This is a genomic window from Pseudomonas grimontii (genome assembly GCF_007858185.1).
In the GTDB taxonomy this organism is placed as follows: Bacteria; Pseudomonadota; Gammaproteobacteria; order Pseudomonadales; family Pseudomonadaceae; genus Aquipseudomonas; species Aquipseudomonas grimontii.
The window spans coordinates 126,916-153,360 of record NZ_VFES01000009.1 but is presented as its reverse complement, the minus strand read 5'-3'; the positions used below and the strand labels follow the sequence as shown (position 1 = coordinate 153,360).

The 26,445-nt window shown below is 60.3% G+C and carries 24 protein-coding genes; 17 read left to right on the top strand and 7 right to left on the bottom strand.

Annotated elements, in window-relative coordinates; all coding sequences use genetic code 11:
- Nucleotides 1–121 precede the first annotated feature (121 nt).
- Entirely contained in the window at nt 122–2,311 is a 2,190-nt protein-coding gene (locus FIV39_RS15875; RefSeq protein ID WP_146371556.1) for a patatin-like phospholipase family protein, read from the bottom strand.
- Between the two features lie 84 nt (nt 2,312–2,395).
- Here FIV39_RS15875 and FIV39_RS15870 point away from each other — a divergent pair, with 84 nt between their 5' ends.
- Nucleotides 2,396–2,683 carry a SelT/SelW/SelH family protein gene (locus FIV39_RS15870; RefSeq protein WP_090400062.1) on the top strand — a complete coding sequence of 96 codons (288 nt, stop codon included), beginning with the start codon at nt 2,396–2,398 and terminating at the stop codon, nt 2,681–2,683.
- Between the two features lie 40 nt (nt 2,684–2,723).
- On the opposite strand, the gene FIV39_RS15865 is transcribed toward FIV39_RS15870, so the two are convergent.
- The 3 genes from FIV39_RS15865 to FIV39_RS15855 form a co-directional block, all read right to left on the bottom strand.
- Nucleotides 2,724–3,005, bottom strand: a complete 282-nt coding sequence (locus tag FIV39_RS15865) for a hypothetical protein (RefSeq protein ID WP_090400060.1) — start codon at nt 3,003–3,005, stop codon at nt 2,724–2,726.
- Nucleotides 3,006–3,136: 131 nt separating this feature from the next.
- Nucleotides 3,137–4,021 (bottom strand): DMT family transporter, encoded by an 885-nt coding sequence (locus FIV39_RS15860; RefSeq protein ID WP_090400057.1) that lies wholly within the window; start codon nt 4,019–4,021, stop codon nt 3,137–3,139.
- 99 nt (nt 4,022–4,120) lie between these two features.
- Nucleotides 4,121–4,870, bottom strand: a complete 750-nt coding sequence (locus FIV39_RS15855) for an AraC family transcriptional regulator (RefSeq protein WP_090400055.1) — start codon at nt 4,868–4,870, stop codon at nt 4,121–4,123.
- Between the two features lie 137 nt (nt 4,871–5,007).
- Between FIV39_RS15855 and FIV39_RS15850 the strand changes: the two genes are divergently transcribed.
- Nucleotides 5,008–5,817 carry a UDP-2,3-diacylglucosamine diphosphatase gene (locus FIV39_RS15850; RefSeq protein ID WP_090400052.1) on the top strand — a complete coding sequence of 270 codons (810 nt, stop codon included), beginning with the start codon at nt 5,008–5,010 and terminating at the stop codon, nt 5,815–5,817.
- Nucleotides 5,818–5,942: 125 nt separating this feature from the next.
- Here the strand turns inward: FIV39_RS15850 and FIV39_RS15845 are convergent, their stop codons facing one another.
- The 3 genes from FIV39_RS15845 to phhA all read right to left on the bottom strand — a co-directional run bounded on the left by FIV39_RS15845 (nt 5,943) and on the right by phhA (nt 8,382).
- Nucleotides 5,943–7,136 carry an amino acid aminotransferase gene (locus tag FIV39_RS15845; RefSeq protein ID WP_090400050.1) on the bottom strand — a complete coding sequence of 398 codons (1,194 nt, stop codon included), beginning with the start codon at nt 7,134–7,136 and terminating at the stop codon, nt 5,943–5,945.
- Entirely contained in the window at nt 7,136–7,492 is a 357-nt protein-coding gene (locus tag FIV39_RS15840; RefSeq protein ID WP_010208721.1) for a 4a-hydroxytetrahydrobiopterin dehydratase, read from the bottom strand. Before FIV39_RS15840 ends, FIV39_RS15845 begins: the two co-directional genes overlap by 1 nt.
- Nucleotides 7,493–7,590: 98 nt before the next feature.
- The gene (gene phhA, locus FIV39_RS15835; protein ID WP_090400048.1) at nt 7,591–8,382 is read right to left on the bottom strand and encodes a phenylalanine 4-monooxygenase; all 792 of its coding nucleotides are present in this window, start codon (nt 8,380–8,382) and stop codon (nt 7,591–7,593) included.
- Between the two features lie 258 nt (nt 8,383–8,640).
- Here phhA and FIV39_RS15830 point away from each other — a divergent pair, with 258 nt between their 5' ends.
- From FIV39_RS15830 to FIV39_RS15760, 15 genes are all read left to right on the top strand, one after another.
- Nucleotides 8,641–10,203, top strand: a complete 1,563-nt coding sequence (locus FIV39_RS15830; RefSeq protein ID WP_090400046.1) for a sigma-54-dependent transcriptional regulator — start codon at nt 8,641–8,643, stop codon at nt 10,201–10,203.
- 232 nt (nt 10,204–10,435) lie between these two features.
- The gene (locus FIV39_RS15825) at nt 10,436–11,176 is read left to right on the top strand and encodes a flagellar basal body rod protein FlgF (RefSeq protein ID WP_090400044.1); all 741 of its coding nucleotides are present in this window, start codon (nt 10,436–10,438) and stop codon (nt 11,174–11,176) included.
- 72 nt (nt 11,177–11,248) lie between these two features.
- Nucleotides 11,249–12,034: a flagellar basal-body rod protein FlgG gene (gene flgG, locus FIV39_RS15820; RefSeq protein WP_027603835.1), complete on the top strand. Its 786-nt coding sequence runs from the start codon at nt 11,249–11,251 to the stop codon at nt 12,032–12,034.
- A gap of 53 nt (nt 12,035–12,087) precedes the next feature.
- Nucleotides 12,088–12,783: a flagellar basal body L-ring protein FlgH gene (flgH, locus tag FIV39_RS15815; protein ID WP_090400042.1), complete on the top strand. Its 696-nt coding sequence runs from the start codon at nt 12,088–12,090 to the stop codon at nt 12,781–12,783.
- A 27-nt stretch (nt 12,784–12,810) separates the two neighbouring features.
- Nucleotides 12,811–13,899, top strand: coding sequence for a flagellar basal body P-ring protein FlgI (locus FIV39_RS15810; RefSeq protein ID WP_033901075.1), 1,089 nt, complete (start codon nt 12,811–12,813; stop codon nt 13,897–13,899).
- 4 nt (nt 13,900–13,903) lie between these two features.
- On the top strand, nt 13,904–15,172 hold the full coding sequence (flgJ, locus tag FIV39_RS15805; protein ID WP_090400039.1) for a flagellar assembly peptidoglycan hydrolase FlgJ: 1,269 nt from the start codon (nt 13,904–13,906) through the stop codon (nt 15,170–15,172).
- Nucleotides 15,173–15,182: 10 nt separating this feature from the next.
- Nucleotides 15,183–17,228, top strand: coding sequence for a flagellar hook-associated protein FlgK (flgK, locus tag FIV39_RS15800; protein WP_146371554.1), 2,046 nt, complete (start codon nt 15,183–15,185; stop codon nt 17,226–17,228).
- 14 nt (nt 17,229–17,242) lie between these two features.
- Nucleotides 17,243–18,835, top strand: coding sequence for a flagellar hook-associated protein 3 (locus tag FIV39_RS15795; protein ID WP_090400037.1), 1,593 nt, complete (start codon nt 17,243–17,245; stop codon nt 18,833–18,835).
- A gap of 274 nt (nt 18,836–19,109) precedes the next feature.
- A complete protein-coding gene (locus tag FIV39_RS15790) occupies nt 19,110–20,039 on the top strand; it encodes a ketoacyl-ACP synthase III (RefSeq protein ID WP_090400034.1) in 930 nt (309 codons plus the stop codon).
- Between the two features lie 265 nt (nt 20,040–20,304).
- Nucleotides 20,305–22,005 carry a flagellin N-terminal helical domain-containing protein gene (locus tag FIV39_RS15785; protein WP_090400032.1) on the top strand — a complete coding sequence of 567 codons (1,701 nt, stop codon included), beginning with the start codon at nt 20,305–20,307 and terminating at the stop codon, nt 22,003–22,005.
- A gap of 74 nt (nt 22,006–22,079) precedes the next feature.
- Nucleotides 22,080–22,424 (top strand): flagellar protein FlaG, encoded by a 345-nt coding sequence (locus FIV39_RS15780; RefSeq protein WP_090400030.1) that lies wholly within the window; start codon nt 22,080–22,082, stop codon nt 22,422–22,424.
- Nucleotides 22,425–22,507: 83 nt separating this feature from the next.
- Nucleotides 22,508–23,875, top strand: a complete 1,368-nt coding sequence (gene fliD, locus FIV39_RS15775) for a flagellar filament capping protein FliD (RefSeq protein WP_090400028.1) — start codon at nt 22,508–22,510, stop codon at nt 23,873–23,875.
- 127 nt (nt 23,876–24,002) lie between these two features.
- Nucleotides 24,003–24,392, top strand: a complete 390-nt coding sequence (gene fliS, locus FIV39_RS15770; protein WP_034099507.1) for a flagellar export chaperone FliS — start codon at nt 24,003–24,005, stop codon at nt 24,390–24,392.
- A 25-nt stretch (nt 24,393–24,417) separates the two neighbouring features.
- Nucleotides 24,418–24,714, top strand: a complete 297-nt coding sequence (locus FIV39_RS15765; RefSeq protein WP_090400026.1) for a flagellar protein FliT — start codon at nt 24,418–24,420, stop codon at nt 24,712–24,714.
- 171 nt (nt 24,715–24,885) lie between these two features.
- Nucleotides 24,886–26,361 carry a sigma-54 dependent transcriptional regulator gene (locus FIV39_RS15760; RefSeq protein ID WP_090400023.1) on the top strand — a complete coding sequence of 492 codons (1,476 nt, stop codon included), beginning with the start codon at nt 24,886–24,888 and terminating at the stop codon, nt 26,359–26,361.
- The last annotated feature ends 84 nt before the right edge of the window (nt 26,362–26,445 follow it).

Below are 26,445 nucleotides of genomic sequence, written 5' to 3'. Positions count from 1 at the left end.
CGCCCCCACGTAGCAGCTGCCGAGCGCAAGCGAGGCTGCGTCAGGCGCGCTGCCGACTCAAACTCGAGTCGCGCCCGACGCAGCCTCGCTTGCGCTCGACAGCTGCTACACGAGGGGGGACTTAGAAGGTTTGCCCGAGGTTCAGGTACACCGCCTTCTGATTATCATCGTTGAACCCATAGCTGAAATTCAGCGGCCCCAGCGGCGTATCAAACCCCAGGAAAATACTCGCGGCGTTGATATAGCCGCTGTCGAATTCATTGTCGTTGTTCCATGCCCGACCCCGTTCCAGGGATGCGCCCAGGTACAGCGGGAAATCCAGTGGCAGGTAGGAGCGCGGCGTCAGCCGGCGGTAGTACACCGCCCGCATCAAACTGATGTTCTGGCCGGAAATCGCATCCTGGCGGAAGCCAGATAACTGCCGCGCACCGCCCAGCAGGAAGCTGGAAATCACCACGTCCGAATCATCCAGGGTACGCCCGTAGCGACCGCCCAGCACCAGGGTGTCCGGGCCGTGGCTCATGGCTTTGTCCAGCTTGAACTCCCATTGCCGGTAGCGCTGGTCCGAGCCCAACCCAGGTTCGAATTCGCGAAAGGCCAGGCCGATATCTTCGCCGCTGTGGGGGAAGTACACGTTATCCAGGGAGTCGAAGGAGTACTTCAGTTCATAGAAGCCCTCGCTGAAGCTCACACTTGGCAGGTCGCGGTCGCCGATGCGCACATCCGCCTTGCCCCAGGCCTCGCCGACACCGAAGCGGATCTCGCCGCTGTTGCCGATCTGGCGTCCCACGTTCAGGCCGAAACCGTAGCGTTCCAGGCGGTATTCGGAGATGGGGTCGTTGTCCAGGATCAGCTCGACGTTCTGCGCCTGGGCGCTGATATACGGCGCGACAAAGTAGCGCGAACCGGTATCCATCGGCTGGTAGAACTCGCTATACAGCTCCTGCCGATCACCGATCTGTACCCTCGTCAGCCACTCGGCGCCAAGGCGGTTGATACCGTTCATGCGGTAGCTGGCCCCCAGGTTGAAGGCGCTGTCGCCGCGCATATCGTCCGACAGGTTCAGGCCCAGCCGCAGGTAGTCGGTGCCGCTGCGTTTACCTCGCGCACTGATCACCAGGGTGTTGTCCTGGCCCTTTTTCACCACGCGGTATTGCACCTGCTCGAAGTAATCCAGGCCATACAGAGTGCCCATGTCGGTTTGCAGGCGGCCAAGCTCCAGCGGTTCGCCCAACGGTTGGCGGATGTAGTAGCGGATCACGTCGTCGCTGACTTTCGAGTCGTTCTCCACCTTGATCGCGGTAATCACCGGGGTGCGTTCGCCTGGGGTACGCGCCGCCACCAGTTGCGGGTCGATCGGCTCGGCGGGGCGCAAATGTGCCAGGCGGACGTCGAGGGCGCGGGTGGCACGGTAGCCGGCGTCGATCATGTCCTTGGCGCGGCCGAAATCGGTCACGCCATAGGCGGCCAGGGGCGGCTGGATCAGTACGTCCTTGGGGTGCAGGGCCTTGAGTTGTTCTTCGGAGTTGCGCCGGGTCATCAGGGTGATGGACTGGTTGAGCACGTCCACCACCGTTGCCAGTTGCTTGCGTGAACGCAACGGGGTGCCGATGTCGACCACGATGGCGATGTCTACGCCCATCTCGCGCGCCACATCCAGTGGGATGTTATCGGTCATGCCGCCATCCACCAGCAGCCGGCCGTCCAGCTCCACCGGCGCGAACACGGCCGGAATCGACATGCTGGCGCGAATCACCTGGGGCAGGTGGCCCTTGCTGAACACCACTTTCTCGCCGGTGGTGATGTCGGTGGCCACGGCGCGGAAGGGGATCGGCAGCTTGTCGAAATTACGCGTGTTGCTGGTGTGGGCGAACATGCTCTCCAGCAACAGCGCCAGGTTCTGGCTCTGGATCACGCCCAGGGGCAGGCCGAGGGAGCCGTCATCGCGAAAGCTGAGCTTCTGCTTGACCAGGAAATCGCGGTCATCCTGCTTGCGTCGAAACGGCACGTCTTCCCGCGGCGGTGCGTCGGACAGCGCCTGTTGCCAGTCGATGCCCAGCGCAAGTTTTTCCAGCTCCTCGATCTTGTAGCCCGACGCATACAGCCCGCCAATCACCGCGCCCATGCTGGTGCCGGCAATCGCGTCGATATGAATACCCTGTTCCTCGAGGGCCTTGAGCACGCCGATATGCGCCAAGCCCCGGGCGGCACCGCCGGACAGCACCAGGCCGATTTTGGGACGGGGCGTCTCAACGGCATCGGCAAGAAGAGGGAGTAGGCACAGGAACAGGCAGGACAGCAGGCGGCGCATCATGAATCTCGAGGCTGGGCGATAAAGGCCGGTATTATAGCCATCCGATCCTCATCCCTCGTTATGCCAGGAACCTGTCAAATTATGTCTGCGAGCAAACCCGAGATCGTCATCACCTATTGCACCCAGTGCCAGTGGCTGTTGCGCGCCGCATGGCTGGCCCAGGAGCTGTTGAGTACGTTTGCCGAGGACCTGGGCAAAGTGTCGCTGGAGCCGGCAACCGGCGGGGCGTTTCGCATCACCTGCGATGGTGTGCAGATCTGGGAACGCAAGGTTGACGGTGGCTTTCCTGAAGCCAAGGTGCTCAAGCAACGCGTGCGCGACCAGATCGACCCACAACGCGACCTGGGCCACAACGACCGTACGCAATGAAGGTCACCGCCACATCAGGACGGTGACCCCTGGATGCCCGCTATTTGGCGGCCATCTTGCTCTTGATGAAGCCCACGACCCAGGTCAGCACCAGGCCACCCACGCCGCCGCCGACGATATTGCTGCCGACCGCCGCCACATCCAGCGCCTCGCCGCCCGAAGTGTCAGTCAGCGCCGCTACGACCTGGCCCAGCACCAGGCCGCCGATACCGCCGAGAAAGGTATTGAGCCCGGTGCCCAGGCTTTGTTTGGTCATGCCGGCCAAATTGCCACCGACGGCGCCGCTGATGATCTGAACCAGCAAGCTGATGAGCATTTCCATGATGTAACCCCTGCATAGCGTTGATGGAGTGACCACTCGCTTGCAGCAACTTCAGAAAACACCATGGCTGTCGTCGAGGAGTCTTTATCCGTTGAACGACGGCTGACTGTTGCGGATGTTTAAAGTATAGATCAGGCCGTTGCAGTGGGCTGTTTGGCCTGGCTGGCGCTGCCCATCAGCCCGGAAAGCACGATGGCGACGATGATCAACGCGCCGCCCAACAGCATGCGCAGGGTCGGGGTTTCGGCGAACAGCAGCCAGGCGACGGTGATGCCGTAGACCGGCTCCATGGCGAACACCACCGAGGCGGTACGCGCCTTGATCACCGCGAGGCTGGCGACAAACAGGCTGTGGGCCAGGCCCGTGCAGAACACACCAAGCAGACCGATCCACAACCAGTCCAGCGCGCGAACGTCCGCCAGCCCCGGCGCGGCCACGGGCAGCAGGCACACCGCGACCACTACGTTCTGGCACAGCGCTGCCTGCACGGCGGGAATCCGGCCGGAGCTGGCGCGGTTGTTCAGCGACAGCAATGAGAACAGCAAGCCCGAGACAATCCCCCAAAGCAGGCCGCCGGTGGCTTCGCTGGCGAGATTGAAGTCCGGCGTTACCAGCACCAGGCCGACGGTGACCAGGGCCACCAGCACGATTTCATTGGCGCGAATACGTTCGCGGAAGATCAGCCCTTCGAGGATCACGGTAAAGGCTGGGAATGCGGTGAACCCCAGCGTGGCGACGGCCACGCCGGCGACCTTGACCGCCATGAAGAACGTCACCCAATGGGCCGCCAGCAACACGCCGCTGACCAGCAGGCGGCGCCAATCCTGCAGCGCCAAAGTTTTCCAGGGGGCGTTACTGGCGAAGCGCGCAAATACTGCCAGGGCAAGCACGGCAAACGCGGCGCGACCGAAGACGATGATGGCCGGCGAGGCGGCCGCCAGCTTGCCGAATACGCCGGTAAGGCCAAACATCAATGCGCCGATATGCAGGGCGCCGAGGGCTGAGCGGGGAGTCATTGCGATCCTTGAACCAACGGGAGTGACAGGGTCGCAGTCTAGAGGGTGCCGGTGCGTGCGTCTGTCGTGCGACTCGCGATTTTTAGCGCAAGGCTCGCCCTACGTGGCGCGCCGCAACGCACCGGGAGAGGCGCCAAACTCGCGGAGCATGGCGGCGGCAAAGGCACTTTGTGAGGTGTAGCCAACCCGCTCGGCGATTTCACCGATGAGCAGCGGCGTCTCGCGCAGCAGGTTCAAGGCCAGTTGCAGGCGACGGCTGCGGATGTAATCCATGGGCGTCTGTCCGCATTCGGCGATGAAGCGCGCATGCAGGCGCGCCACCGACAGGCCGGCGATACGCGCCAGGTCGGCGACCTGCAACGGATGTGCGACGTGTCGCTCGATATGCGCATTGAATGCCGCATACGGCAGGCGACGGCTCGTTACCTGCGGGGCTTGCGAATGATTGAGGCTGGCCAGCAACAGCACCGCGCCCTGTTGGACGATCAGTGGGTCATCCACGGGGCTGTTCGCCAGCCATTGCACCAGTTGGTGTTGCCGGGAATCCAGGGCCAGGCGTGCCGGTTGATCGAGCAGGCGGCGGCTGGCGTCGGCGTGTTCGCCCAGGGATTGCAGGACCCAATGCTCCGTGGGCACATCCAGCACCAGGCAGCGGCTGCCATCGCGACTGCCACAGGCGTGGTGGGCGGAGAAGGGCAGTACCATCACGCTGCTTTCGCGCACCTGGCTGCCGCGGCCATCGACTTCCAGATCCAGATGCCCGGACAGGCCGAACACCAACTGCGCATGGTCATGGCTGTGGGCGATGGGGGCTTCGAGGTAGTGGCGTAGCGTGAGGGTGGGGCTCATCGCGGTCTCCTGGGCAGCAAGGCGCCAGTCTACAACGCTTCGCGGCGGGTGAGCGCTGTCATCAGACTGACGCACGACTGTCATGGGCTATTAATCGCCAAGGCGCAAGCTCGCGAAAACAGCGTCGAGGGATGCCCATGACCAGTGCCGAGTTCACCAAGCCCAGCCGCAAGCAGCGGGTTCGTACCCTGTGGATTTCCGACGTGCACTTGGGCACCCGGGATTGCCAGGCCGAACATTTATCGCAGTTCCTCAAGGGCTACCACGCCGACAAGGTCTACCTGGTAGGCGATATTATCGACGGCTGGAAAATGCGCGGCGGCATGTATTGGCCCCAGGCCCACACCAACGTGATCCGCCGCCTGCTGACCATGGCCAAGCGCGGTACCGAGGTCATCTATGTCACCGGCAACCACGACGAGTTCCTGCGCCGCTATTCCACGTTGATCCTGGGCAACATCCAGCTGGTGGATGAGGCCGTGCACGTGACGGCCGACGGCCGCCATCTGCTGGTGATCCACGGCGACCAGTTTGATGTGATCACCCGGTACCACCGTTGGCTGGCGTTCCTGGGCGACTCGGCCTACGAGTTCACCCTCACTTTGAACCGCTGGTTGAACCACTGGCGCGCCCGCTACGGCTATGGCTACTGGTCTCTGTCGGCGTATCTGAAACACAAGGTCAAGACCGCCGTGAGCTTTATCAGCGATTTTGAAGAAGCCATCGCCCACGAAGTGACCAAGCGCGAGTTGCATGGTGTGGTGTGCGGGCATATTCACCATGCGGAGATTCGCAAAGTGGGCGAGGTGGATTACCTCAATTGCGGGGATTGGGTGGAGTCGTGCACGGCGTTGATCGAGCACTGGGATGGGAGCATCGAGTTGTATCGGTTGGCGGATGCGCAGGCGAAAGAGGCGCTGCTCAAGGCCGAGATGATCATAAACTGAAGGCCAACCCAGTCCCAATGTGGGAGGGAGCTTGCTCCCGATGAGGGAGTGTCAGCCAATACACCTGTCACTGACCCACTGCCATCGGGAGCAAGCCCCCTCCCACATTTTCAGTCCCGGTTCCTTCAGTGGGATACGTCGGCGATGGCTTCGGCCAGGAGCGTCAGGCGTGTCGCATCAATACCCGCCACGTTGGCCCGCCCCGAACTGACCATATACACGCTGTGCTTCTCGCGCAGTTGCTTCACCTGCCCGGCACTCAAACCGGTGTAGGAAAACATCCCGCGTTGCGCGCCAATGTGCGCAAACCGCTCAGATAAACCGTGGGGCGCCAACGCCTCCACCAGTCCCGAACGCAACTGCGCGATTCGCGCACGCATGGCTTCGACTTCCTCGCTCCACTGCTTTTTCAGCTCGGCATCACCGAGGATGGTCGCGACCACCGCCGCACCATGGTCCGGCGGCGTCGACCACAGGTTGCGCGCGGTATTCGCCAACTGGCTGCGCACATCCGTCAGCTTCTCGGCATCCGCCGCACACACGATCAACGCGCCGACACGGTCGCGGTACAGGCCGAAGTTCTTCGAGCACGAGCTGGTGATCAGTACTTCCGGCAGTTCAGCCGCAAACAAGCGCACCGCCCAGGCGTCCTGCTCCAGGCCGTCGCCAAAGCCCTGGTAGGCGAAGTCGATCAGCGGCAGCAACTGGCGTTCGCGCACGATCTGCAGCACCTGGCGCCAGTCATCCTGGGACAGGTCGAACCCGGTCGGGTTATGGCAGCAGGCGTGCAACAGCACCACGTCGCCCTTGGGCACAGTGGCCAGCGTTGCCAGCATCGCCGCCACATCCAGGCGGTTATCCGCGCCCACGTACGGGTAGTGGCTGACCTTGAGCCCTGCCTTGGCAAAGATGGTTTCGTGGATCGGCCAGGTCGGGTCGCTCAACCATACGCCACGGCCGGGCAGGTTGTGGGCGATAAAGTCGGCGCTCAGGCGCAGGGCGCCGGTGCCGCCTGGGGTCTGGGTCGCGCCGGCACGGTGTTCGCGCAGCAGGGCGGAGTCGGCGCCCAGCACCAGTTCGCTGATCAGTGTGCCGAAGGCTGCATCACCGTGGCCGCCGATATAGGTCTTGGTCGCCTGGGTATCGACCAGGCGCTGTTCGGCGCGCTTCACCGACGCTGGAATCGGCGTCAGGCCCTGGTCGTCTTTATACACACCTACGCCGAGGTCGAACTTGTTTGGGTTGGCGTCCTGGGCATACAGGTCCATCAATCCGAGGATCGGGTCGCCGGGTACACGGCCGATGGCATCGAAATGCATTACTTGCGGCCCTCGGCGTCCTTGGCCACTTCGTCGGTGCGCGCGGCCATGATGAAGTCGTTGCGGTGCAGGCCCTTGATGGAGTGGCTCCACCAGGTCACGGTGACCTTGCCCCATTCGGTGAGCAGGCCCGGGTGATGGCCTTCGGCTTCGGAGATTTCACCCATGGCGTTGGTAAAGGCCAGGGCGAACTTGAAGTTCTTGAACAGGAAAACCTTTTCCAGCTGCATCACGCCGTCGCGTACTTCGATGTTCCAGTCGGGGATCTGCTTGAGCAGCACCGGCAGTTCTTCATCGCTGACTTGCGGGGCATCGGCGCGGCAGGCTTCGCAGTGGGCTTGGTTCAAGGTGGTCATGGTCGGTGTCCTGAATTCGAATAGGTGAAGGTCAGTGGCGTCACCCTAAAGCAACGCGGGGCCAGGGAACAGACTCACCTGGCCTTAAAAGACGCAGTTCAAGCAGCCTTTGGTTTGGGCGAAAATTTGGGGGCGTGCAAGCCCAGCTGCATACCGCGCTCTACCATGCCCATGATGTCTTCCTGCGCCACTTCAAACAGGCGCTTGAGGTTGGGCAGCACGAAATACAGCGGTTGCAGGATGTCGATGCGATACGGGGTGCGCATCGCTTCCAGCGGGTCGAAGGCTTGGTGCTCAGGCTCGTCGGACAGGCAGTACACGCTTTCCTTGGGCGACGACAGAATCCCGCCACCGTAGATGCGCCGGCCCTCGGGGGTATCCACCAGGCCGAACTCGATGGTCATCCAGTACAGGCGCGCCAGGTACACCCGTTGCTCCTTGGTGGCCGCCAGGCCGAGCTTGCCGTAGGTATGGGTGAATTCGGCGAACCAGGGGTTGGTCAGCAGCGGGCAGTGGCCAAAGATCTCGTGGAAAATATCCGGCTCTTGCAGGTAATCCAGTTCTTCGCGGGTACGAATAAAGGTCGCCACCGGAAACTGCTTGTTGGCGAGCAATTCGAAAAACGTCTGGAAGGGGATCAGCGCCGGTACGCGGGCGACTTGCCAGCCGGTGGTGGCGGACAGCACCTGGTTGATTTCACCCAGTTGCGGAATGCGATCCAGGGGCAGGCCGAGCTTGTCGATGCCGTCCAGGTATTCCTGGCAGGCGCGGCCCTCGATCACTTTCAATTGGCGGGTGATCAGGGTGTTCCACACCGCGTGTTCTTCCGGCGGGTAGTGGATAAAACCTTGCGCATCGGGCTCGCGGGCCACGTAGTGCGTCTGCTTCATACGGCTCTCCTGCTAGGCATTAATTCTTGTTATGTCCTGCGATGAGCCTATTGATACTCCGTGCGGGGCAAGATTCCCATCGGCTTCAAACGCGTCAAAGTAGGAAAAATTACCGATTTTCGTAAAGTATTCGTTACGCTTGCGGAGTTGGTTGCCGTATTGGGCTGGGAAAAGCCTGCAAGCTGTCACATAATCTTGACGACTTTCTGCGCCCAGCGACAAAAAGACGCGGCGCCTACCCACTTTCCGGGCCTTTTCATGCGTATCAAAGTGCACTGCCAGAACCGCATCGGCATCCTGCGGGACATCCTCAACCTGTTGGTGGAATACGGCGTCAACGTCGCCAAGGGTGAGGTGGGTGGCGAGCATGGCAACGCCATTTACCTGTTCTGCCCGAACCTGGTGAACATGCAGTTTCAGGCGTTGCGCCCGCAGTTCGAGGCGATTGCCGGGGTGTTCGGGGTTAAACGGGTAGGGCTGATGCCCAGTGAGCGTCGGCATATGGAGCTCAATGCGCTACTCGGTGCGCTTGAATTTCCGGTGCTGTCGATCGACATGGGCGGTTCAATCGTTGCCGCCAACCGTGCGGCTGCGCAGTTGCTGGGGGTGCGGGTGGATGAGGTGCCGGGCATTCCGCTGTCGCGTTACGCCGAGGATTTCGATTTGCCGGAGCTGGTGCGCGCGAGTAAATCGCGGATCAATGGCCTGCGGGTCAAGGTCAAGGGTGACGTGTTCCTGGCGGACATCGCGCCGCTGCAATCCTCCGAGCACGATGACAGCGAAGCCATGGCCGGTGCCGTCTTGACTCTGCACCGTGCCGACCGCGTGGGCGAGCGTATCTACAATGTGCGCAAACAGGAGCTGCGCGGTTTCGACAGTATCTTCCAAAGCTCCAAGGTCATGGCTGCCGTGGTGCGTGAAGCACGGCGCATGGCGCCGTTGGATGCGCCTCTATTAATAGAAGGCGAAACCGGCACCGGCAAGGAGCTGCTGGCGCGCGCTTGTCACCTGGCCAGCCCGCGCGGGCAATCGCCGTTGATGGCGCTGAACTGCGCCGGGTTGCCCGAGTCGATGGCCGAGACCGAATTGTTCGGCTACGGCCCCGGCGCGTTTGAAGGCGCGCGGGCCGAAGGCAAGCTCGGGCTGCTGGAACTGACGTCAGGCGGTACGTTGTTTCTCGATGGCGTCGGGGAAATGAGCGCGCGCTTGCAGGTGAAATTGCTGCGTTTCCTGCAGGACGGCTGCTTTCGGCGCGTGGGCAGTGACGAAGAGGTGTACCTGGATGTGCGGGTGATCTGCGCCACCCAGGTGGACCTGTCCGAACTTTGCGCCCGTGGCGAATTCCGCCAGGACCTCTATCACCGCCTTAACGTGCTGTCCTTGCATATCCCACCTCTGCGCGAATGCCTCGACGGCCTCGGTCCCTTGGTCGAGCACTTTCTCGATCAGGCCAGTCGGCAGATCGGCTGCCCGCTGCCCAAGCTGGCGCCTGCCGCGATGGACAGACTCAGCCACTACCACTGGCCGGGGAATGTGCGGCAGTTGGAAAACGTGCTGTTCCAGGCGGTGTCGCTGTGTGAGGGCGGGACGGTCAAGGTCGAGCACATTCGCCTGCCGGACTACGGCGTGCGCCAACCGCTTGGCGATTTTTCCCTGGAGGGCGGCTTGGAGGCGATTGTCGGGCGCTTCGAGAAGGCGGTGCTGGAGAGCCTGTATGCCGAACATTCCAGCAGCCGGCAGTTGGGGAAACGCCTGGGGGTGTCGCACACCACCATCGCCAATAAGTTGCGTGATTACGAAATCCTCAAGGCGGACAAATAACCAACTGCCCCTCCTGCATTGGTTCTCTGTCACTCGTAAGACGGGTACTTGCCGTAAGCGGCATAAGTCCGCCGTTTTTTCGACTATCTCCAGTCCTTCAAATCCTGCTGCCTGCCCGCAAACCCCAGCCCCGCCTGGACTTTTCCCTGTTTTTAAAAGTTGGTTCGCAAATTGCTTAAGCCTCATCAGTACAGCGGTGGGCGGCAAGCCTGCGTCAGAAAGAGGAAAGAGCGTGGACAAGTACCTTTATGTGGCAATGACCGGCGCCAGCCAGAATGCACTGGCGCAGAAGGCCCATGCCAACAACTTGGCGAACATTTCCACCAACGGTTTTCAACGTGACCTGGAACAGGCGCGTTCGATGCCGGTGTTCGGTGACAGCTTTCCGGCGCGTGCATTTGCCATGACCGAACGTCCCGCGACCGACTTCAGCCCTGGCGCGATGATCGAGACCGGTCGCGACCTGGATGTGGCGGTGAACGGCAATGGCTGGATGGCGGTGCAAACCCCGGATGGCGGTGAAGCGTACGTGCGCAGTGCCAGCATGAACGTCGATGCGCTGGGTGTGCTGCGCGCCGGCAACGGCATGCCGATCATGGGCAACGGTGGGCCGATTGCCGTGCCGCCGCAGCAGAAAATCGAAGTGGGCGCCGACGGCACCATCAGCATCCGCGCCATGGGCGAAGGCCCGCGGGTGATGGCTGAAGTGGACCGCATCAAGCTGGTCCAGCCCGACCTCAAGAATATGAATAAAGGCCTGGATGGCACCATCCACACCAAGGATGGCCAGCCGGCCGTGGCCGATGCGAACGTCACGCTGACCTCGGGTTTCCTGCAGGCGAGCAACGTCAACGCCGTGGAAGAAATGACCGCGGTCCTGGCGCTTTCCAAGCAGTTCGAGCTGCACATCAAGATGATGAACAGCGCCAAGGAAGACGACCAGGCCATGACCCGCGTCATGGCGATGAGCTGATTGCAGCGTTATTGACCGACTACTAATTTTTGCAGCGCAGCGCCAACAAACAGGCGCACGAAGGAGAACAGCATGCTTCCGGCTCTATGGGTTGCCAAAACAGGTCTGTCCGCCCAGGACACCAACCTGACCACCATTTCCAACAACTTGGCCAACGTGTCGACCACGGGTTTCAAACGTGACCGCGCCGAGTTCCAGGACTTGCTCTACCAGATCAAACGCCAGCCAGGCGCCCAGTCGACCCAGGACAGCGAATTGCCGTCGGGCCTGCAACTGGGTACCGGTGTGAAGATCGTTGGTACCCAGAAGAACTTCAACGCCGGTAACCTGCAGCAGACCGGGCAGCCGCTGGACATGGCCATCAACGGTAAAGGGTTCTTCCAGATCCTGCAGCCGGATGGGACCACTTCCTACACTCGTGACGGTACGTTCCACCTGGACTCCAATGGCCAGATCGTGACGGCCAACGGTTTCGCCCTGGAACCGGCTATCGTCGTGCCGAACAACGCCCAGACCTTCACCGTCGGCAACGACGGCACCGTGTCGATCACCGTGGCCGGTAACCCGGCGTCGCAAGTGATCGGCAACCTGCAAACCGCCGACTTCATCAACCCGGCCGGCCTGCAGGCGATGGGTAATAACCTGTTCCTGGAAACCGCTTCCAGCGGCGCGCCGCAAATCGGCACTCCAGGCCTGAACGGTTTCGGCACCACGCTGCAAAGCACCCTGGAAACGTCCAACGTCAGCACCGTTGAAGAGATGGTCAACATGATCACCACTCAGCGCGCCTACGAGATGAACTCCAAAGTGATCTCCACCGCCGACCAGATGCTTTCGTTCGTAACGCAGAATCTGTAATCAAGTCTATGGGGCGCTCCTTAGAGCGCCTGCAACACCGTGAGGTAAGGGTCATGAATCGCTTTGTTTCTGTCTTGGCATTGAGTGGGATTGCCGTGCTCGCGGGCTGTGTCGCCCCGACGCCAAAACCCAATGACCCGTACTACGCGCCGGTGTTGCCGCGCACGCCATTGCCGGCGGCGGCCAACAATGGCTCGATCTACCAGGCCGGTTTCGAACAGAACCTGTACAGCGACCGCAAGGCGTTCCGCGTGGGTGACATCATCACCATTACCCTGAACGAGCGAACCCAGGCCAGCAAGAACGCCAACTCCCAGATCGACAAGACCAGTACGGCCAGCATTGGTTTGAGCTCGCTGTTTGGCGCCGTGCCCAACACCAATAACCCCCTGGGCAATGGTGACCTGAGTCTGAATGCCGGCTACAGCGGTGATCGCGCCACCAACGGCAAGAGTGCGGCAGCGCAGGGCAACAGCTTGAGCGGTTCGGTCACTGTGACGGTGGCCGATGTATTGCCCAACGGCATCATCGCCGTGCGCGGTGAGAAGTGGATGACGCTCAATACCGGCGACGAGCTGGTGCGCATTGCCGGCATGGTCCGTGCCGATGATATTTCCACCGACAACACGGTGTCGTCGACGCGCATTGCCGATGCACGCATTACCTACTCGGGTACAGGTTCGTTCGCTGATGCGAGTCAGCCGGGCTGGTTCGACCGTTTCTTCCTTAGCCCGCTGTTCCCTTTCTAGGTGGCCACTTTGAAACTCAAACAGCTGATGGCGGCGGCACTCCTGCTGAGTCTGAGCGCAGTCGCCCAGGCCGAACGCCTGAAAGACATCGCCAGCATCTCTGGCGTGCGTTCCAACCAGTTGATCGGCTACGGCCTGGTGGTGGGGCTCAACGGCACGGGTGACCAGACCACCCAGACCCCGTTCACCCTGCAGACCTTCAACAACATGCTCTCGCAGTTCGGCATCAAGGTGCCGGCGGGTTCGGGCAACGTGCAGTTGAAGAACGTCGCGGCGGTGTCGATCAGTGCCGATTTGCCGGCGTTTTCCAAGCCGGGCCAGGTGGTCGACATCACCGTGTCGTCCATCGGTAACTCCAAAAGCCTGCGCGGCGGCACCTTGCTGATGACCCCGCTTAAAGGTATCGACGGCAACGTCTATGCCATCGCCCAGGGCAACCTGGTAGTGGGCGGGTTTGACGCCGAAGGTCGCGACGGTTCGAAGATCACCGTCAACGTGCCGTCGGCCGGTCGCATCCCCGGTGGCGCCACGGTTGAACGCACCGTGCCGAGCGGTTTCAACCAGGGCAACAGCCTGACCCTGAACCTCAACCGTTCGGACTTCACCACCGCCAAGCGTGTGGTCGACAAGATCAACGACATGCTCGGCCCTGGCGTGGCCCAAGCCATCGACGGCGGCTCGATCCGCGTCACCGCGCCGCTGGACCCAAGCCAGCGCGTGGACTACCTGTCGATCCTGGAAAACCTCGAAGTCGACCCCGGCCAGGCGGTGGCCAAGGTCATCATCAATTCGCGTACCGGTACCATCGTGATCGGCCAGAACGTCAAGGTCTCGCCGGCCGCCGTGACACACGGCAGCCTGACCGTGACCATCACCGAAGACCCGATCGTCAGCCAGCCTGGGCCATTGTCCAATGGCCAGACGGCGGTGGTGCCACGCTCGCGAGTGAATGCCCAGCAAGAAGCCAAGCCGATGTTCAAGTTCGGCCCCGGCACCACCCTCGATGAGATTGTGCGTGCAGTGAACCAGGTGGGCGCAGCGCCAGGCGACTTGATGGCGATCCTCGAAGCTTTGAAGCAGGCCGGCGCGTTGCAAGCCGACCTGATCGTGATTTAACGCCATGGCCATGGACATGCGTAACAGCGGCCTGACCAGCACGGCGGATTCGGGTTCGTATTCCGACTTGAATCGCCTGAACCAGCTGAAGGTCGGCGACAAGAACAGCGAAGGCAACATGCGCAAGGTGGCGCAGGAATTCGAGTCGCTGTTCTTGAGCGAGATGCTCAAGTCCATGCGCTCGGCCACCGAGGCCCTGGGTAAGGACAACCCGATGAATACCCCGGCGGCCAAGCAGTACCAGGAAATGTACGACCAGCAACTGGCGGTTTCGATGTCCCGCGAAGGCGGCGGTATCGGCCTGGCCGATGTGCTGATGCGCCAGATGCAGAAGAACAAGCCGGTGGACGCCCAGGCGGCCACCTTGCAGGGCCCGGCGGCGGCCGAGGCGGTCAAGAAAGTCGATGTGCCGACGCAAATTGCTGCCGGTACCCAGGCCGAGGGCCCGTTGGGGCGTTCCAATGGCCAACGTCCACTGTGGGCCTATCGCGTGGCGGAGCCCCAGGCGGGTGCCGCTGCGGCCCACAGCAACGACATCGCACTGATGAACCAGCGCCGTATCGCCTTGCCGAGCAAGCTGACCGATCGCCTGCTCGCCGGCATCGTGCCGAGCACCGACACCACCACCGTTGCCCAGGCGGCGCCGCTGCGTAACAGCGCGGCTGCCGACAACGTGGTCAACAGCACTGCGCGCACGTTTGCCGTACCGAGCGGGCGCATGCAGGTCTACGGTCGCGCTGTGGCCCAGCCGCCATTGGCGCCGGTGAAGAAGGCGTTCAGTTCCCAGGATGAATTTGTCGCGACCATGTTGCCGATGGCCAAGGCGGCCGCCGCGCGTATCGGTGTCGATCCGAAGTACCTGGTGGCTCAGGCCGCCCTGGAAACCGGTTGGGGCAAGTCGGTGATGCGCGCCCAGGATGGCAGCAGCAGCCACAACCTGTTCGGTATCAAGGCCGGCCAGAGTTGGCAGGGCGGTCAAGCACGTGCGATCACCAGCGAGTTTCGTGATGGGGCGATGGTCAAGGAAACGGCGCAGTTCCGGTCCTACGATTCTTACCAGGACAGCTTCCATGACCTCGTGACGTTGCTGCAAAGCAATGATCGCTATAAAGAAGTTGTGAAGTCGGCCGATAACCCGGAACAGTTTGTACGCGAGTTGCAAAAGGCCGGTTATGCAACTGACCCGGACTACGCCAGCAAGATTTCGCAGATCGCGAAAACCATGAACAGTTACCAGAACTACGCTGCCGCGGGCGCGACCACTCATTTATAAGGTCTGAACCATGAGTTTGCTCAATATCGGGATGTCGGGGCTTAACGCCGCTCAAGGATCGTTGTCGGTCTTGAGTAACAACATCGCCAACGTCAATACTCCGGGTTACTCCCGCCAGCAGAGCGCTCAGACCGCCAATGCGTCGAACCAGTTCGGCGGTGTGTTCATCGGCAGCGGCACGACCCTGGCGGATGTGCGTCGGGTGTACAACGAGTATCTGGATACTGCCTACCAAAACAGCACATCGTTGAGTGCGGACGCCAATGCGTACCAGGGCCAAATCGGCAGTGTGGACAAGTTGTTGTCGGACCGCACCACTGGCATGTCGTCGGTACTCAGCTCGTTTTTTGCAACGTTGCAGACGGCTTCGTCGAACCCTAATGACCTTTCGGCCCGGCAACTGCTGGTTGCCAATGCCCAGACCCTGACCAATCGCTTTAACTCGCTGTCGACACAACTGACCCAGCAAAAAGAAACCATCAACAGCCAGTTGAGCACCATGAGTGACCAGGTCAACCAACTGACCGCCTCGATTGCCTCGCTGAACAAGCAGATCTTCCAGGCCCAAGGTTCGGCCAGCAGCGCGCCAGCCAACCTGCTGGACTCGCGTAATGAGGCCGTGCGCTCGCTCAACGAGCTGATCGGTGTGACTGCGACGGAAAAGAACGGCCAATTCAGTATTACCACCGGCACTGGCCAGTCGCTGGTGGAGGGTGGGATTGTCAACACGATTTCTGCGGTGCCGAGCAAATCGGATAACAGTCAGTACACCATTCAACTGAATGTCAGCGGCACCGCCCTGGACCTCGGTTCGGTGGTCAGTGGCGGCAGCATTGGTGGCCTGTTGCGTTATCGCAGCGACGCCCTGATGCCGGCTATCAATGAGCTGGGCCGCCTGGCCATTGCCACCGCCGATACCATCAATAACCAGTTGGGCCAGGGCCTGGACTTGAATGGTGATTTCGGTACCTCGCTGTTCAAGGACATCAACAGCGCTGCCGCCATTGCTTCACGCAGCCAGGGCGCGGCGGGCAACAGTGCCACCGCCAGCAACCTGAACGTGACGATCACTGACAGCAGCAAGCTCACCACGTTCGACTACCAGGTCACCTTCAGCGACAATACCAACCCGAACATGGTCACGGTGCTGCGCTCCGACGGCAAGGCCATGGGCACCTTCGACATCACCGCTGCCAACCAGGTGCCGATGGACGGCTTCACCCTGGCCCTTGATGGCAAGGGCAGCATGAGCTTCCCCGACAGCTATAAAGTCAGCCCTACTGCCACCGGTGCCAGTGCTATCGGCGTGGAGATGGCCGATGCCAACAAGCTCGCATTTGCCGGCCCGCTGATCGGCGAGAGCGGCAAGACCAATGCCGGCACGGGCACGTTTACCCAGCCGTCGTTGAGCGTTCCGTTGGACATCCACGGCGGGGCGGCTACCGCGCAGTTACGTACGGATATTAAAGGCCTGATGCCGGTCAAAATGGTGTTCGGCAAGCCGGCTGCGGACGGCACTCAGTCGTATACGATCAGTAATGCCCAGGGCAAGGCGATCGGTACCGGCACCATCATTCCGGGGCAGGGCAACAAGATCAGCGTCAATGTGCCCGAGTTGGATGCCACCGGCGCCGTGATCCCAGGTTCCGGCTTCAAATTCGACACCACCATCAACGGTTCGCCGGCCGATGGTGACAGCACGACCTTTTCGTTCAACAGCGGCGGCAAGTCCGATGGCCGCAACGCCCAACAGTTGCTTGATCTGCAGACCAAGGCCACTGTGGGTCTGGGGGGGGGTAACGTCGGCGTGAGCCTGACCGGTGCCAACAGCCGCCTGGTCTCCCAGGTCGGCGCCAAGGCCAACCAGTCCGGTGTTGACGTTTCTGCGACCGGCGCCTTACTGGCGGCCAACAAGGCTGCGCGCAACTCCGTGTCCGGGGTCAACCTGGATGACGAGGCGGGCGACATGATCAAGTTCCAGCAGTACTACACCGCGTCGTCGCAGATCATCAAGGCTGCGCAGGAAACCTTCACTACATTGATCAATAGCCTTTAAGGGAGTCTGGGACGATGCGTATTTCTACACAGCAGTATTTCGAAACCAGCTCCGCCAATTACCAGCAGAACTATTCCAGCGTGGTGAAGGCCCAGGATCAGGCAAGCAGCGGTGTGCGCGTGCAAACGGCGGCGGATGATCCGGTGGCGGCGGCGCGGTTGCTGATGCTGCAACAGCAGAAAGACATGCTGGGGCAATTCAACGGCAATATCGACACGCTGAAAAATTCGCTGAGCACCGAAGACAGCGTGCTGGAAAACATCAACATAGCTGTGCAAAGGGCCAGTGAGTTGGCCCTGAAGGCGGGTAACGTCGGTATCAGTGATGCCGACCGCAAGTCGACGGCCGCTGAAATCGGTTCCCTGGAAGACCAGATCATGGGTCTGCTCAATACCAAGGATTCCACCGGCAATTACCTGTTTTCCGGGAGCAAGACCGACACGCCGCCTTATTCGCGCAACAACGACGGCACCTACACCTATCAGGGCGATGACACTCCGCTGACCCTGAAAGTCGCCGAAAACCTGTCGATCTCGATGGGGGATACCGCCAAGAGCATGCTTGAAACCGCGGCCAATACCGGGCGTACGCAAGCCACGCGCGTGCTGCCGAACCCGGCTGTGGATGTGGATGACGGTAAAGTCACCGTATCGGCAGGCCTGATTGCTTCGGGCACCAGCAGCGACAAATTTGCCGACGGCCAGCCGTACAAGCTGACCTTTACCAGCAGTACCCAGTACACCGTCAGCGACAAGGCCGGCAAGGACATCACTTCCGAGATCCCGGGCAACGGCACCTTCGACTCCACCAAGGAAGGCGCCTCCACCCTCAACCTGCGTGGGGTCAAGTTCGACATCGGCTTGAACCTGGGCAAAGACGTATTGCCGGGCGCGCCGTCGGACCTGGTGGTGGCGGGCCGCGAGTTCAGCCTGTCGATCAAGCCTGACTCGTTCAGTGTGTCGCGGACGCCAAGCAATCCGAGCACGGCGCAGTTGACGGGCGGTGCAGTGACCGATCAGGCCGCCTATTCCAGCACGTTCCCCAACTCCGGCCTGGTGATCAAGTTCGGCGCGGCGGGTGCTTACAGCGTCTACGCGCAGCCTTACAGCGCAGACAGCAAAGCCATCGCCAGCGATACGCTGGCCGCCGGTGCCACCTCGATCACGGTGGCGGGCGTTACCCTGGGCGTCAGTGCGGATCCTGCAGACGGCGATCAGTTCCTGGTCGGTGCCACCAGTAACAAGAACGAGAACGTACTCGACACCCTCAGTCGCCTGCGTCGGACCCTCGAGACACCGTCGGATGGCAACCCGGCATTGCAGAAGGAACTCAAGGATGTGGTGGCCAGATCCATCGGCAACCTGACCAATGCCTACAGCCAGATCGACCAGATTCGTGGTGGCATCGGTGCGCGCCTCAACACCCTGGATATCCAGGTGCAGGAAAACACCAGCATTGGCCTGGCCAATACCACAACCATGAACTCGCTGGGCAATGTCGACTTCGCCGAAGCGGCCATCAACCTCAGCCTGCAACAAACCATGCTGCAGGCGTCACAACTGGCCTTCGTGAAAATCTCGCAGTTGAGCCTGTTCAACAAGATGTAAGTGGCGTCACGTCAAGCTGCCCGCTCTGGAAACAGGGCGGGCCGCTGTCGTTTCTGCGGCTAAATTGTTGAAACGTTTTGCACAATCCACACAAAATTGAGTGACCTGTGAGTCATAAAGCGCATCTTCACTGTATCGTGTGAAAAGGATAAGTCGTCACAGGGTCCTTGCGGGGCGGCTTTCAGCGAGATTTTTATGGGGTTACCCCCTTTATTGTCAGCACTCCAGGCCACGTCTGGGGTGTTCTCCAGCTATTTAGTATTGGGAAGCCACAATGATTGGCATAAAAAGCATCGCCAGTTACGTGCCGGCAGACGGGATCGATAACTACGCCCAGGGTGCCAAGTTCGCCAAGGATGAAGAATTCATCATCGGCAAGATCGGCTCGGCGTTCCTGCCGCGCAAGGAAGCCGCGCAGGAAACCTCCGATCTGTGTGTCGAGGCGGTCAACGCTTTGTTTGCCAACAACCCGGATTTGAAGCGCGAGTCGATTGACGCGCTGATCGTCGTCACCCAGAACGGCGATGAAGAAGGCTTGCCCCACACTGCTGCGATCGTCCAGGACAAACTCGGCCTGCCGACCCACGTCGCGGCCTTTGATATCTCCCTGGGGTGCTCCGGCTACGTCTACGGCATCTACGCGATGAAAGGCTTCATGGAAGCCACCGGCCTGAAGAACGGCCTGCTGATCACCGCCGACCCGTACTCCAAGATCGTTGACCCGGAAGACCGCAACACCACCATGCTGTTCGGCGACGCTGCCACCGCCACCTGGATGGGTGAAGATGCGCCGTGGCTACTGGGCAATGCCAAGTTCGGCACCGACGGTTCCGGCGCACCACACCTTAAGGTTAGCGATGGCGTATTTTTCATGAACGGCCGCCAGGTGTTCAACTTCGCCTTGCTCAAGGTGCCGGCGCATTTGCACGAGCTGCTCAATGAGTCGGACCTCAAGGCCGATGACATCGATGCGTTCTGCATTCACCAGGGCAGTGCGGCGATTGTCGACGCCGTGGCGCGTCGCTTTGAAGATGCACCGGTGGACAAGTTCATAAAGGACATGGTCGAGACCGGCAACACCGTGTCGTCGAGTATTCCGTTGCTGCTGGAAAAGCATGTGATCGACGCCACCTGGAAGCGCGTGGCTATCAGTGGTTTTGGTGTGGGGTTGTCGTGGGGGTCGGCGATTCTCTATCGTTCGTGAGGTTTTAACCGGCTTCAAAAGAAACGCCGATGATCGAGAGATCATCGGCGTTTTTTTATTGGCGCCAGAAAAGCCAATGAAACCGGGGTTTTTCGCTGGCCTAAGCCCTTGAATTGCAAGGGGTGGCACGGTGCTAGTAAAAAATTTCAAAAAAACCCTCAAGCAACTGGCTACCACGACGATAACTATTACGTAGGTTCTCTAGGCCACACCCGGCGGTTGCCAGGGCCGGAAGCCGCAGCATCCAATCAACGAGGATTTCGTCATGGCATTATCAGTAAACACCAACATCACTTCCCTGGGTGTCCAGAAGAACCTGAACAAAGCTTCCGACGCTCTGAGCCAGTCGATGAACCGTCTGTCCTCCGGCCTGAAAATCAACAGCGCCAAAGACGACGCCGCCGGCATGCAGATCGCCAACCGTCTGAACAACCAGGTCAAAGGCCTGAACGTTGCCATCGCTAACGCCAACAACGGCGTGTCGATTGCCCAGACCGCTGAGGGCGCGATGCAAGAATCCACCAACACCCTGCAGCGTCTGCGTGAACTCGCCCTGCAAGCGGCGAACGGTGATAAAAGCGACGCTGACCGTGTTTCCCTGCAGCAGGAATTCACCGCTAAAGTGGGCGAGCTGAACCGTATCGCCAGCACCACCACCTTCGGTGGTCGTAACCTGCTGGACGGCTCGTTCAACAACGTAGCATTCCAGATCGGCGCCAACGCCAACGAGACTATCTCGTTCGGTATGACCGACATCAGCTCGACTGCTCTGAAAGGCAACTACAAAGAAGCAGCCGTAAACGGCGCAGCAATGACTGGCCTGGCTGCTACCGCGACCGGTGCGGTGATCGGTGATAAGGCAACTGTGACCGGTGGTGCTGCTGCTACTGCTCTCGCTGCTGGTGATGCCATCACCATCAACGGTACTTCGATCACTCTGGCTTCTGGTGTCGTAGCTGCCGGCGCTGCTGCCGGTGCCGCTGCCGTAACCGCAATCAACGCACAAACCGCTACTACCGGTGTGACTGCAAGCGCTACAGCTGCTGGTATCGTGAGCTTGTCTTCGAGCAGTGCGATTACCATTGGCGCTACCCCTGCTACTGGTCCTACCGCTCTTGGCATGACCGCTGGCACCACAGCTGCCGCTACCCCTACCACCTTGGGGGCTGCCGGTTCCGTTTCTGTAAACGGCAATACCGTGGCTTGGGCTGCAAACGACACCATCGCGAGCGTCGTCACTAACCTGCAAACCGCTGCCGGTACCGGTGGTGTTGCATCGTTCACCAACGGTCGCATCCAGGTGACCTCCGGTCAGGGTGCTGACATCAAGCTGACCAACAACACCAGCGGTTCGCTGTCGCAGTTGGGCTTGTCCGCCGGTACTACTCAGGCCAAGCTGACCGCAGACACTTCGATTAGCTTGAACGGTGTTGAAGTCAAGTTCAAGAAAGGTGATACCGCTGACGCGATCGTTTCTTCGATCAACAGCGCCAGCACTGGTGTACAAGCCAGCAAAAACGCTGCCGGCACTCTGAACCTGTTCGCCGACAAAGATATCACCGTCAAAGACGGTAGTGCTGGTACTGGCCTGGCTGCACTGGGTCTGACCGCTGTTGCCACTGCCGGTACCAAGGTCGCCGTGACTATGGAAACCAGCGTTTCCGACCTGAACGTTCTGACTGCCGCTTCTTCGCAGCAGGCCGTCCAGGCTCTGGACGACGCCATGCAGCAGATCGACAGCCAGCGTTCGCAGCTGGGTGCCGTACAAAACCGCTTCGCCAGCACCGTGGCCAACCTGCAGAGCATTTCGCAGAACTCCTCCGCTGCCAAAGGCCGCGTAGAAGACGCTGACTTCGCTTCTGAAGCTGCTGAGCTGACCAAGCAACAAACCCTGCAACAGGCTTCCACTGCGATCCTGTCCCAGGCCAACCAACTGCCATCCTCTGTTCTGAAGCTGCTTCAGTAATAGGCGACAGCGGTTAAATAACGGGAGGGTGCGTTTAACGTGCCCTTCCGTTTTTTCAGTTTGGAGGTGGTGACATGGACATGAGCATCAAGCTAAGTACTCCCTACGCCTCTGGTACAGCCCAGCCCAGCGCCGCACCGGTGCCCCAGGCAAAGACTGCAGCCAGCAGTGAACCGGTCAAGGGCGAGGAACCGCAGCGCGTCGCGCTGGAAAAAGCGGTAACCGATATTCGCGAGTTTGTGCAGGCTTCACAGCGCAACCTGGATTTTTCCATCGATGACTCCACCGGCAAGGTGGTCGTCAAGGTGATCGCCACGGACAGTGGTGAAGTGATTCGACAGATACCCTCGGAGACTGCGCTGAAGCTGGCGCAGAACCTTAGCGATGCCAGCAGCTTGCTGTTTGATAGCAAGGCCTGAGTTGGCACGAAACATGTCTCTGATTGCGGTCAGAACGCATAAGCGCCAAAAAAACGGCCGCTGCAGGACAAGGAGAATGGCAAATGGCTAGTTCAACGATTTCCGGCCCAGGTTCGGGTTACGACACGCAAGCTATCGTCAAGGCGCTGGTGGGGGCTGAACAAGCGCCCAAGCAAGCGCAGATCACCAACGAGCAGAAAAAGGCCACCGTGCAGTTGTCGGCGGTTGGTTCGGTCAAGACGGCGTTGGAAGCCTACCAGGCGGCGATCACCAAGTTGAACAATGCCTCGGCGTTCAATGGGCTGGCGGCCACTTCTTCGGAAGAGAAAAATGCCAAGGTGACCTTGGCTGACGGCGCGTCCAGCGGCAAGTACGTGCTGAAAGTCACGAACCTGGCGACCGCGTCGAAAGTCACCACCGCAGTGAATGTGGACGGCGCGACGGGCAAGGCCAATAGCACCGACGAAGACCAGACGTTGACGATCAACCAGTCGGGCAAAAGCTATGACGTGGTGATTCCTGGCGGCGCAACCTTGCAACAGGTGCGCGAGTCCATCAATACTCAGCTTTCGTCCCAGGGCATCAGCGCCAACGTGCTGAGTGACTCCAACGGCGCACGTCTGGTACTGACGTCGACCAACATGGGCGAAGGCACCGACATCACCCTCAGTGGCGACTCGCAGCTGGCCACCGGGTATGACAAGGGCGCGGCCCCAAAAAATGCCAAGTACTTCATCGATGACGTTGAAATGTCATCCAACAGCAACAAGATCACGTCTGCGATCAGTGGCGTGACCCTGGATCTGCTGGACACGATTGACTTGACCAAGCCAACGACCATCACCGTGGCCAGCAACACCGACACGTTGAAAACCTCGGTACAGTCGTTCGTCACCGCGTACAACGCGCTGATGACGGCCGTCAATACCCAGACCAAAGTCACCGCCACCGGCGATGCCTCGACCACCACCGCAGGGGCGTTGACCGGTGATGCTTCGATGCGTCAACTGGTGAACAGCCTGCGCTCGGAGTTGGTCAGCGGTTCTGGTGCAGGCAGTATTTCCAGTCTGGCGCAGATGGGTGTAACCACTGATCAGAAAACCGGGCTGTTGAGCCTGGATGACAAAACCTGGAACGCAGCAGTAGTTAAAGGCGCCGGCGATATCGCCAAGCTGTTCACCGGCGACACGGGCTTGATCACGCGGATGAACAAGGCGACCAACAGTTATGTCGGCACCACCGGCACGCTGGCGACCCGTGCCACCGATCTCAACAACAAGTTGACCGACTTGACCAAAGAGACGGATGACCTGACGCGGCGCATGGATGCCTTGCAGAAGTCCCTGACGGCCAAGTACACCGCTATGGACACCATGATCGCCCAGATCAACTCCAGCAGCTCCAGCATCATGACCACCCTCAACTCGCTGAACAATCCGAAGTCGAGCTGATGGACGGCGCGCCCGCGGCCCTGATTCAGGGCCCTGGCCCATGGTTCTGGATTAAAGTTTTTGTCGCCTCAGTCGAAAAACTGGTTAAGCAAACCTATTCGATTGTCGCCAGTAACGAGGTAGCAACATGAACCCGATGAGAGCCCTTCGCCAGTACCAGAAGGTCAATTCCCATGCTCAGGTCTCCGAGGCCAGCCCGCATCGCCTGGTGCAGATGCTGATGGAAGGTGGCCTGGATCGTATGGCGCAGGCCAAGGGGGCGTTGAGTCGCGGTGATATCGCCCAGAAAGGGCTGCTGCTGGGCAAGGCGATCGAAATTATCTCCGGCCTGCGCGATGGCCTGGAGCCGGAGAAAGCCGAAGATCCGGAAGCGATACAGCGTTTGGACGCCCTGTACAACTACATGGGCAATCGTCTGGTCGAGGCGAATCAAGTCAATGACGCCGAGATGATCGACGAAGTCGCCCGCCTGCTGATTACAGTCAAAACCGGCTGGGATGCCATCGCTCCACAATAAGGCGGATCGCCTTGAGGTACAGATCATGAGCCAAGCACTGCAACGCATCGACGAAACCCGCGAAGCCCTGATCGGCGCGCTGGCCGACCGCAATTGGGAGGCCGTTGGCGAGTTGGACCTGGGTTGCCGCGCGGTGATCGATGAGGTGCTCAGCGAAGCGCCGGTGGACGAAGATGCGCTGCGCGAGAAGCTTGAGAGCCTGTTGGTGGTATATCAGCAGTTACTGGAGGTGACGACAGGCGAGCGCCAGGCGATTTTTGAAGAGATGTCGCAGATCAACCAAGCGAAAAATGCGTCAAAGGTTTACCATCTGTTCGGCTGAACAGCCGCAGTTAATCCTACCGGCGCGTCATAAATTTGACCGTGCCAGCTTTTTTGACTTAACTAGTGCTGTTTTCAGATTTCAGACGTCTAGTAAGGTAAGAAGTCTTACAGGCGCCTCGATTGCCCACAATCTCGGGGCAGGAAGTTTTACTAGGGAAGTTGCTATTGCATGTGGCGTGAAACCAAAATTCTGCTGATCGATGACGATAGCGTCCGCCGCCGCGACTTGGCGGTGATTTTGAATTTTCTTGGCGAAGAAAATCTGCCCTGTGGCAGCCATGATTGGCAACAGGTGTCGAGCTCATTGTCATCGAGCCGTGAAGTCATTTGTGTGCTGATCGGGACGGTAAACGCTCCAGGTGGTGTTTTGGGCTTGTTAAAGACACTGTCTACCTGGGATGAGTTCCTTCCGGTGTTGCTAATTGGTGATATTTCTTCTGTCGAGCTGCCGGAAGACCAGCGCCGCCGCGTGCTTTCCAGTCTGGAAATGCCCCCCAGCTACAGCAAATTGCTTGATTCCCTGCACCGTGCCCAGGTCTATCGCGAGATGTACGACCAGGCCCGCGAGCGCGGTCGCCACCGCGAACCCAACCTGTTCCGCAGCCTCGTCGGCACCAGCCGTGCCATCCAGCACGTGCGCCAGATGATGCAGCAGGTGGCCGATACCGACGCCAGTGTGCTGATCCTCGGCGAGTCGGGCACCGGCAAGGAAGTGGTCGCGCGCAACCTGCACTACCACTCCAAGCGTCGCGACGGGCCATTCGTGCCGGTCAACTGCGGGGCGATCCCGGCAGAGCTGCTCGAAAGCGAACTGTTCGGCCACGAGAAGGGCGCCTTTACCGGGGCGATCACCAGCCGTGCCGGGCGTTTCGAGCTGGCCAACGGCGGCACCCTGTTCCTCGACGAAATCGGCGACATGCCGCTGCCGATGCAGGTCAAGCTGCTGCGTGTATTGCAGGAGCGCACCTTTGAGCGCGTGGGCAGCAACAAGACCCAGAGCGTTGACGTGCGCATCATCGCCGCGACCCACAAGAACCTCGAAAGCATGATCGAGGTCGGCAGTTTCCGCGAAGACCTGTACTACCGCCTCAACGTATTCCCGATCGAGATGGCCCCGCTGCGTGAGCGCGTGGAAGACATCCCGCTGCTGATGAACGAACTGATCTCGCGCATGGAGCACGAAAAGCGCGGTTCGATCCGCTTCAACTCGGCCGCGATCATGTCCCTGTGCCGCCACGGCTGGCCGGGCAACGTCCGTGAACTGGCCAACCTGGTGGAACGCATGGCGATCATGCATCCCTACGGGGTGATCGGCGTGGTCGAGTTGCCGAAGAAATTCCGCTACGTCGACGACGAAGACGAGCAACTGGTCGACAGCCTGCGCAGCGACATGGAAGAACGCGTTGCCATCAACGGCCATGCCCCAGACTTCGGCTCCACCGCGATGCTGCCGCCCGAAGGCCTGGACTTGAAGGACTATCTCGGCAACCTCGAGCAGGGGTTGATCCAGCAGGCCCTGGACGACGCCAACGGCATCGTCGCCCGTGCCGCCGAGCGCCTGCGTATCCGTCGAACCACCCTGGTGGAGAAGATGCGCAAGTACGGTATGAGCCGCAAAGAAGGTGATGAACAGGCAGATGATTGACGCCTGTTTTCCAAGCCGCTGATATTTCAGCGGTTTTTTTTCGGCACAACTATTGCTATAGCTCTCGCAACGTTCCGTTTAACT

What these genes read in the sequence shown, in the direction of transcription:
- FIV39_RS15855 (WP_090400055.1), bottom strand. Translation starts at nt 4,870, where the DNA reads ATGAGCCCCACCCTCACGCTACGCCACTACCTCGAAGCCCCCATCGCC.
- FIV39_RS15810 (WP_033901075.1), top strand. Translation starts at nt 12,811, where the DNA reads ATGGCGGCGGCACTCCTGCTGAGTCTGAGCGCAGTCGCCCAGGCCGAA.
- FIV39_RS15860 (WP_090400057.1), bottom strand. Translation starts at nt 4,021, where the DNA reads ATGACTCCCCGCTCAGCCCTCGGCGCCCTGCATATCGGCGCATTGATG.
- FIV39_RS15865 (WP_090400060.1), bottom strand. Translation starts at nt 3,005, where the DNA reads ATGGAAATGCTCATCAGCTTGCTGGTTCAGATCATCAGCGGCGCCGTC.
- FIV39_RS15765 (WP_090400026.1), top strand. Translation starts at nt 24,418, where the DNA reads ATGAGCCAAGCACTGCAACGCATCGACGAAACCCGCGAAGCCCTGATC.
- FIV39_RS15760 (WP_090400023.1), top strand. Translation starts at nt 24,886, where the DNA reads ATGTGGCGTGAAACCAAAATTCTGCTGATCGATGACGATAGCGTCCGC.
- fliD (WP_090400028.1), top strand. Translation starts at nt 22,508, where the DNA reads ATGGCTAGTTCAACGATTTCCGGCCCAGGTTCGGGTTACGACACGCAA.
- fliS (WP_034099507.1), top strand. Translation starts at nt 24,003, where the DNA reads ATGAACCCGATGAGAGCCCTTCGCCAGTACCAGAAGGTCAATTCCCAT.
- FIV39_RS15830 (WP_090400046.1), top strand. Translation starts at nt 8,641, where the DNA reads ATGCGTATCAAAGTGCACTGCCAGAACCGCATCGGCATCCTGCGGGAC.
- flgG (WP_027603835.1), top strand. Translation starts at nt 11,249, where the DNA reads ATGCTTCCGGCTCTATGGGTTGCCAAAACAGGTCTGTCCGCCCAGGAC.
- FIV39_RS15875 (WP_146371556.1), bottom strand. Translation starts at nt 2,311, where the DNA reads ATGCGCCGCCTGCTGTCCTGCCTGTTCCTGTGCCTACTCCCTCTTCTT.
- FIV39_RS15790 (WP_090400034.1), top strand. Translation starts at nt 19,110, where the DNA reads ATGATTGGCATAAAAAGCATCGCCAGTTACGTGCCGGCAGACGGGATC.
- FIV39_RS15795 (WP_090400037.1), top strand. Translation starts at nt 17,243, where the DNA reads ATGCGTATTTCTACACAGCAGTATTTCGAAACCAGCTCCGCCAATTAC.
- FIV39_RS15850 (WP_090400052.1), top strand. Translation starts at nt 5,008, where the DNA reads ATGACCAGTGCCGAGTTCACCAAGCCCAGCCGCAAGCAGCGGGTTCGT.
- FIV39_RS15785 (WP_090400032.1), top strand. Translation starts at nt 20,305, where the DNA reads ATGGCATTATCAGTAAACACCAACATCACTTCCCTGGGTGTCCAGAAG.
- flgK (WP_146371554.1), top strand. Translation starts at nt 15,183, where the DNA reads ATGAGTTTGCTCAATATCGGGATGTCGGGGCTTAACGCCGCTCAAGGA.
- phhA (WP_090400048.1), bottom strand. Translation starts at nt 8,382, where the DNA reads ATGAAGCAGACGCACTACGTGGCCCGCGAGCCCGATGCGCAAGGTTTT.
- flgJ (WP_090400039.1), top strand. Translation starts at nt 13,904, where the DNA reads ATGGCCATGGACATGCGTAACAGCGGCCTGACCAGCACGGCGGATTCG.
- flgH (WP_090400042.1), top strand. Translation starts at nt 12,088, where the DNA reads ATGAATCGCTTTGTTTCTGTCTTGGCATTGAGTGGGATTGCCGTGCTC.
- FIV39_RS15840 (WP_010208721.1), bottom strand. Translation starts at nt 7,492, where the DNA reads ATGACCACCTTGAACCAAGCCCACTGCGAAGCCTGCCGCGCCGATGCC.
- FIV39_RS15845 (WP_090400050.1), bottom strand. Translation starts at nt 7,136, where the DNA reads ATGCATTTCGATGCCATCGGCCGTGTACCCGGCGACCCGATCCTCGGA.
- FIV39_RS15780 (WP_090400030.1), top strand. Translation starts at nt 22,080, where the DNA reads ATGGACATGAGCATCAAGCTAAGTACTCCCTACGCCTCTGGTACAGCC.
- FIV39_RS15870 (WP_090400062.1), top strand. Translation starts at nt 2,396, where the DNA reads ATGTCTGCGAGCAAACCCGAGATCGTCATCACCTATTGCACCCAGTGC.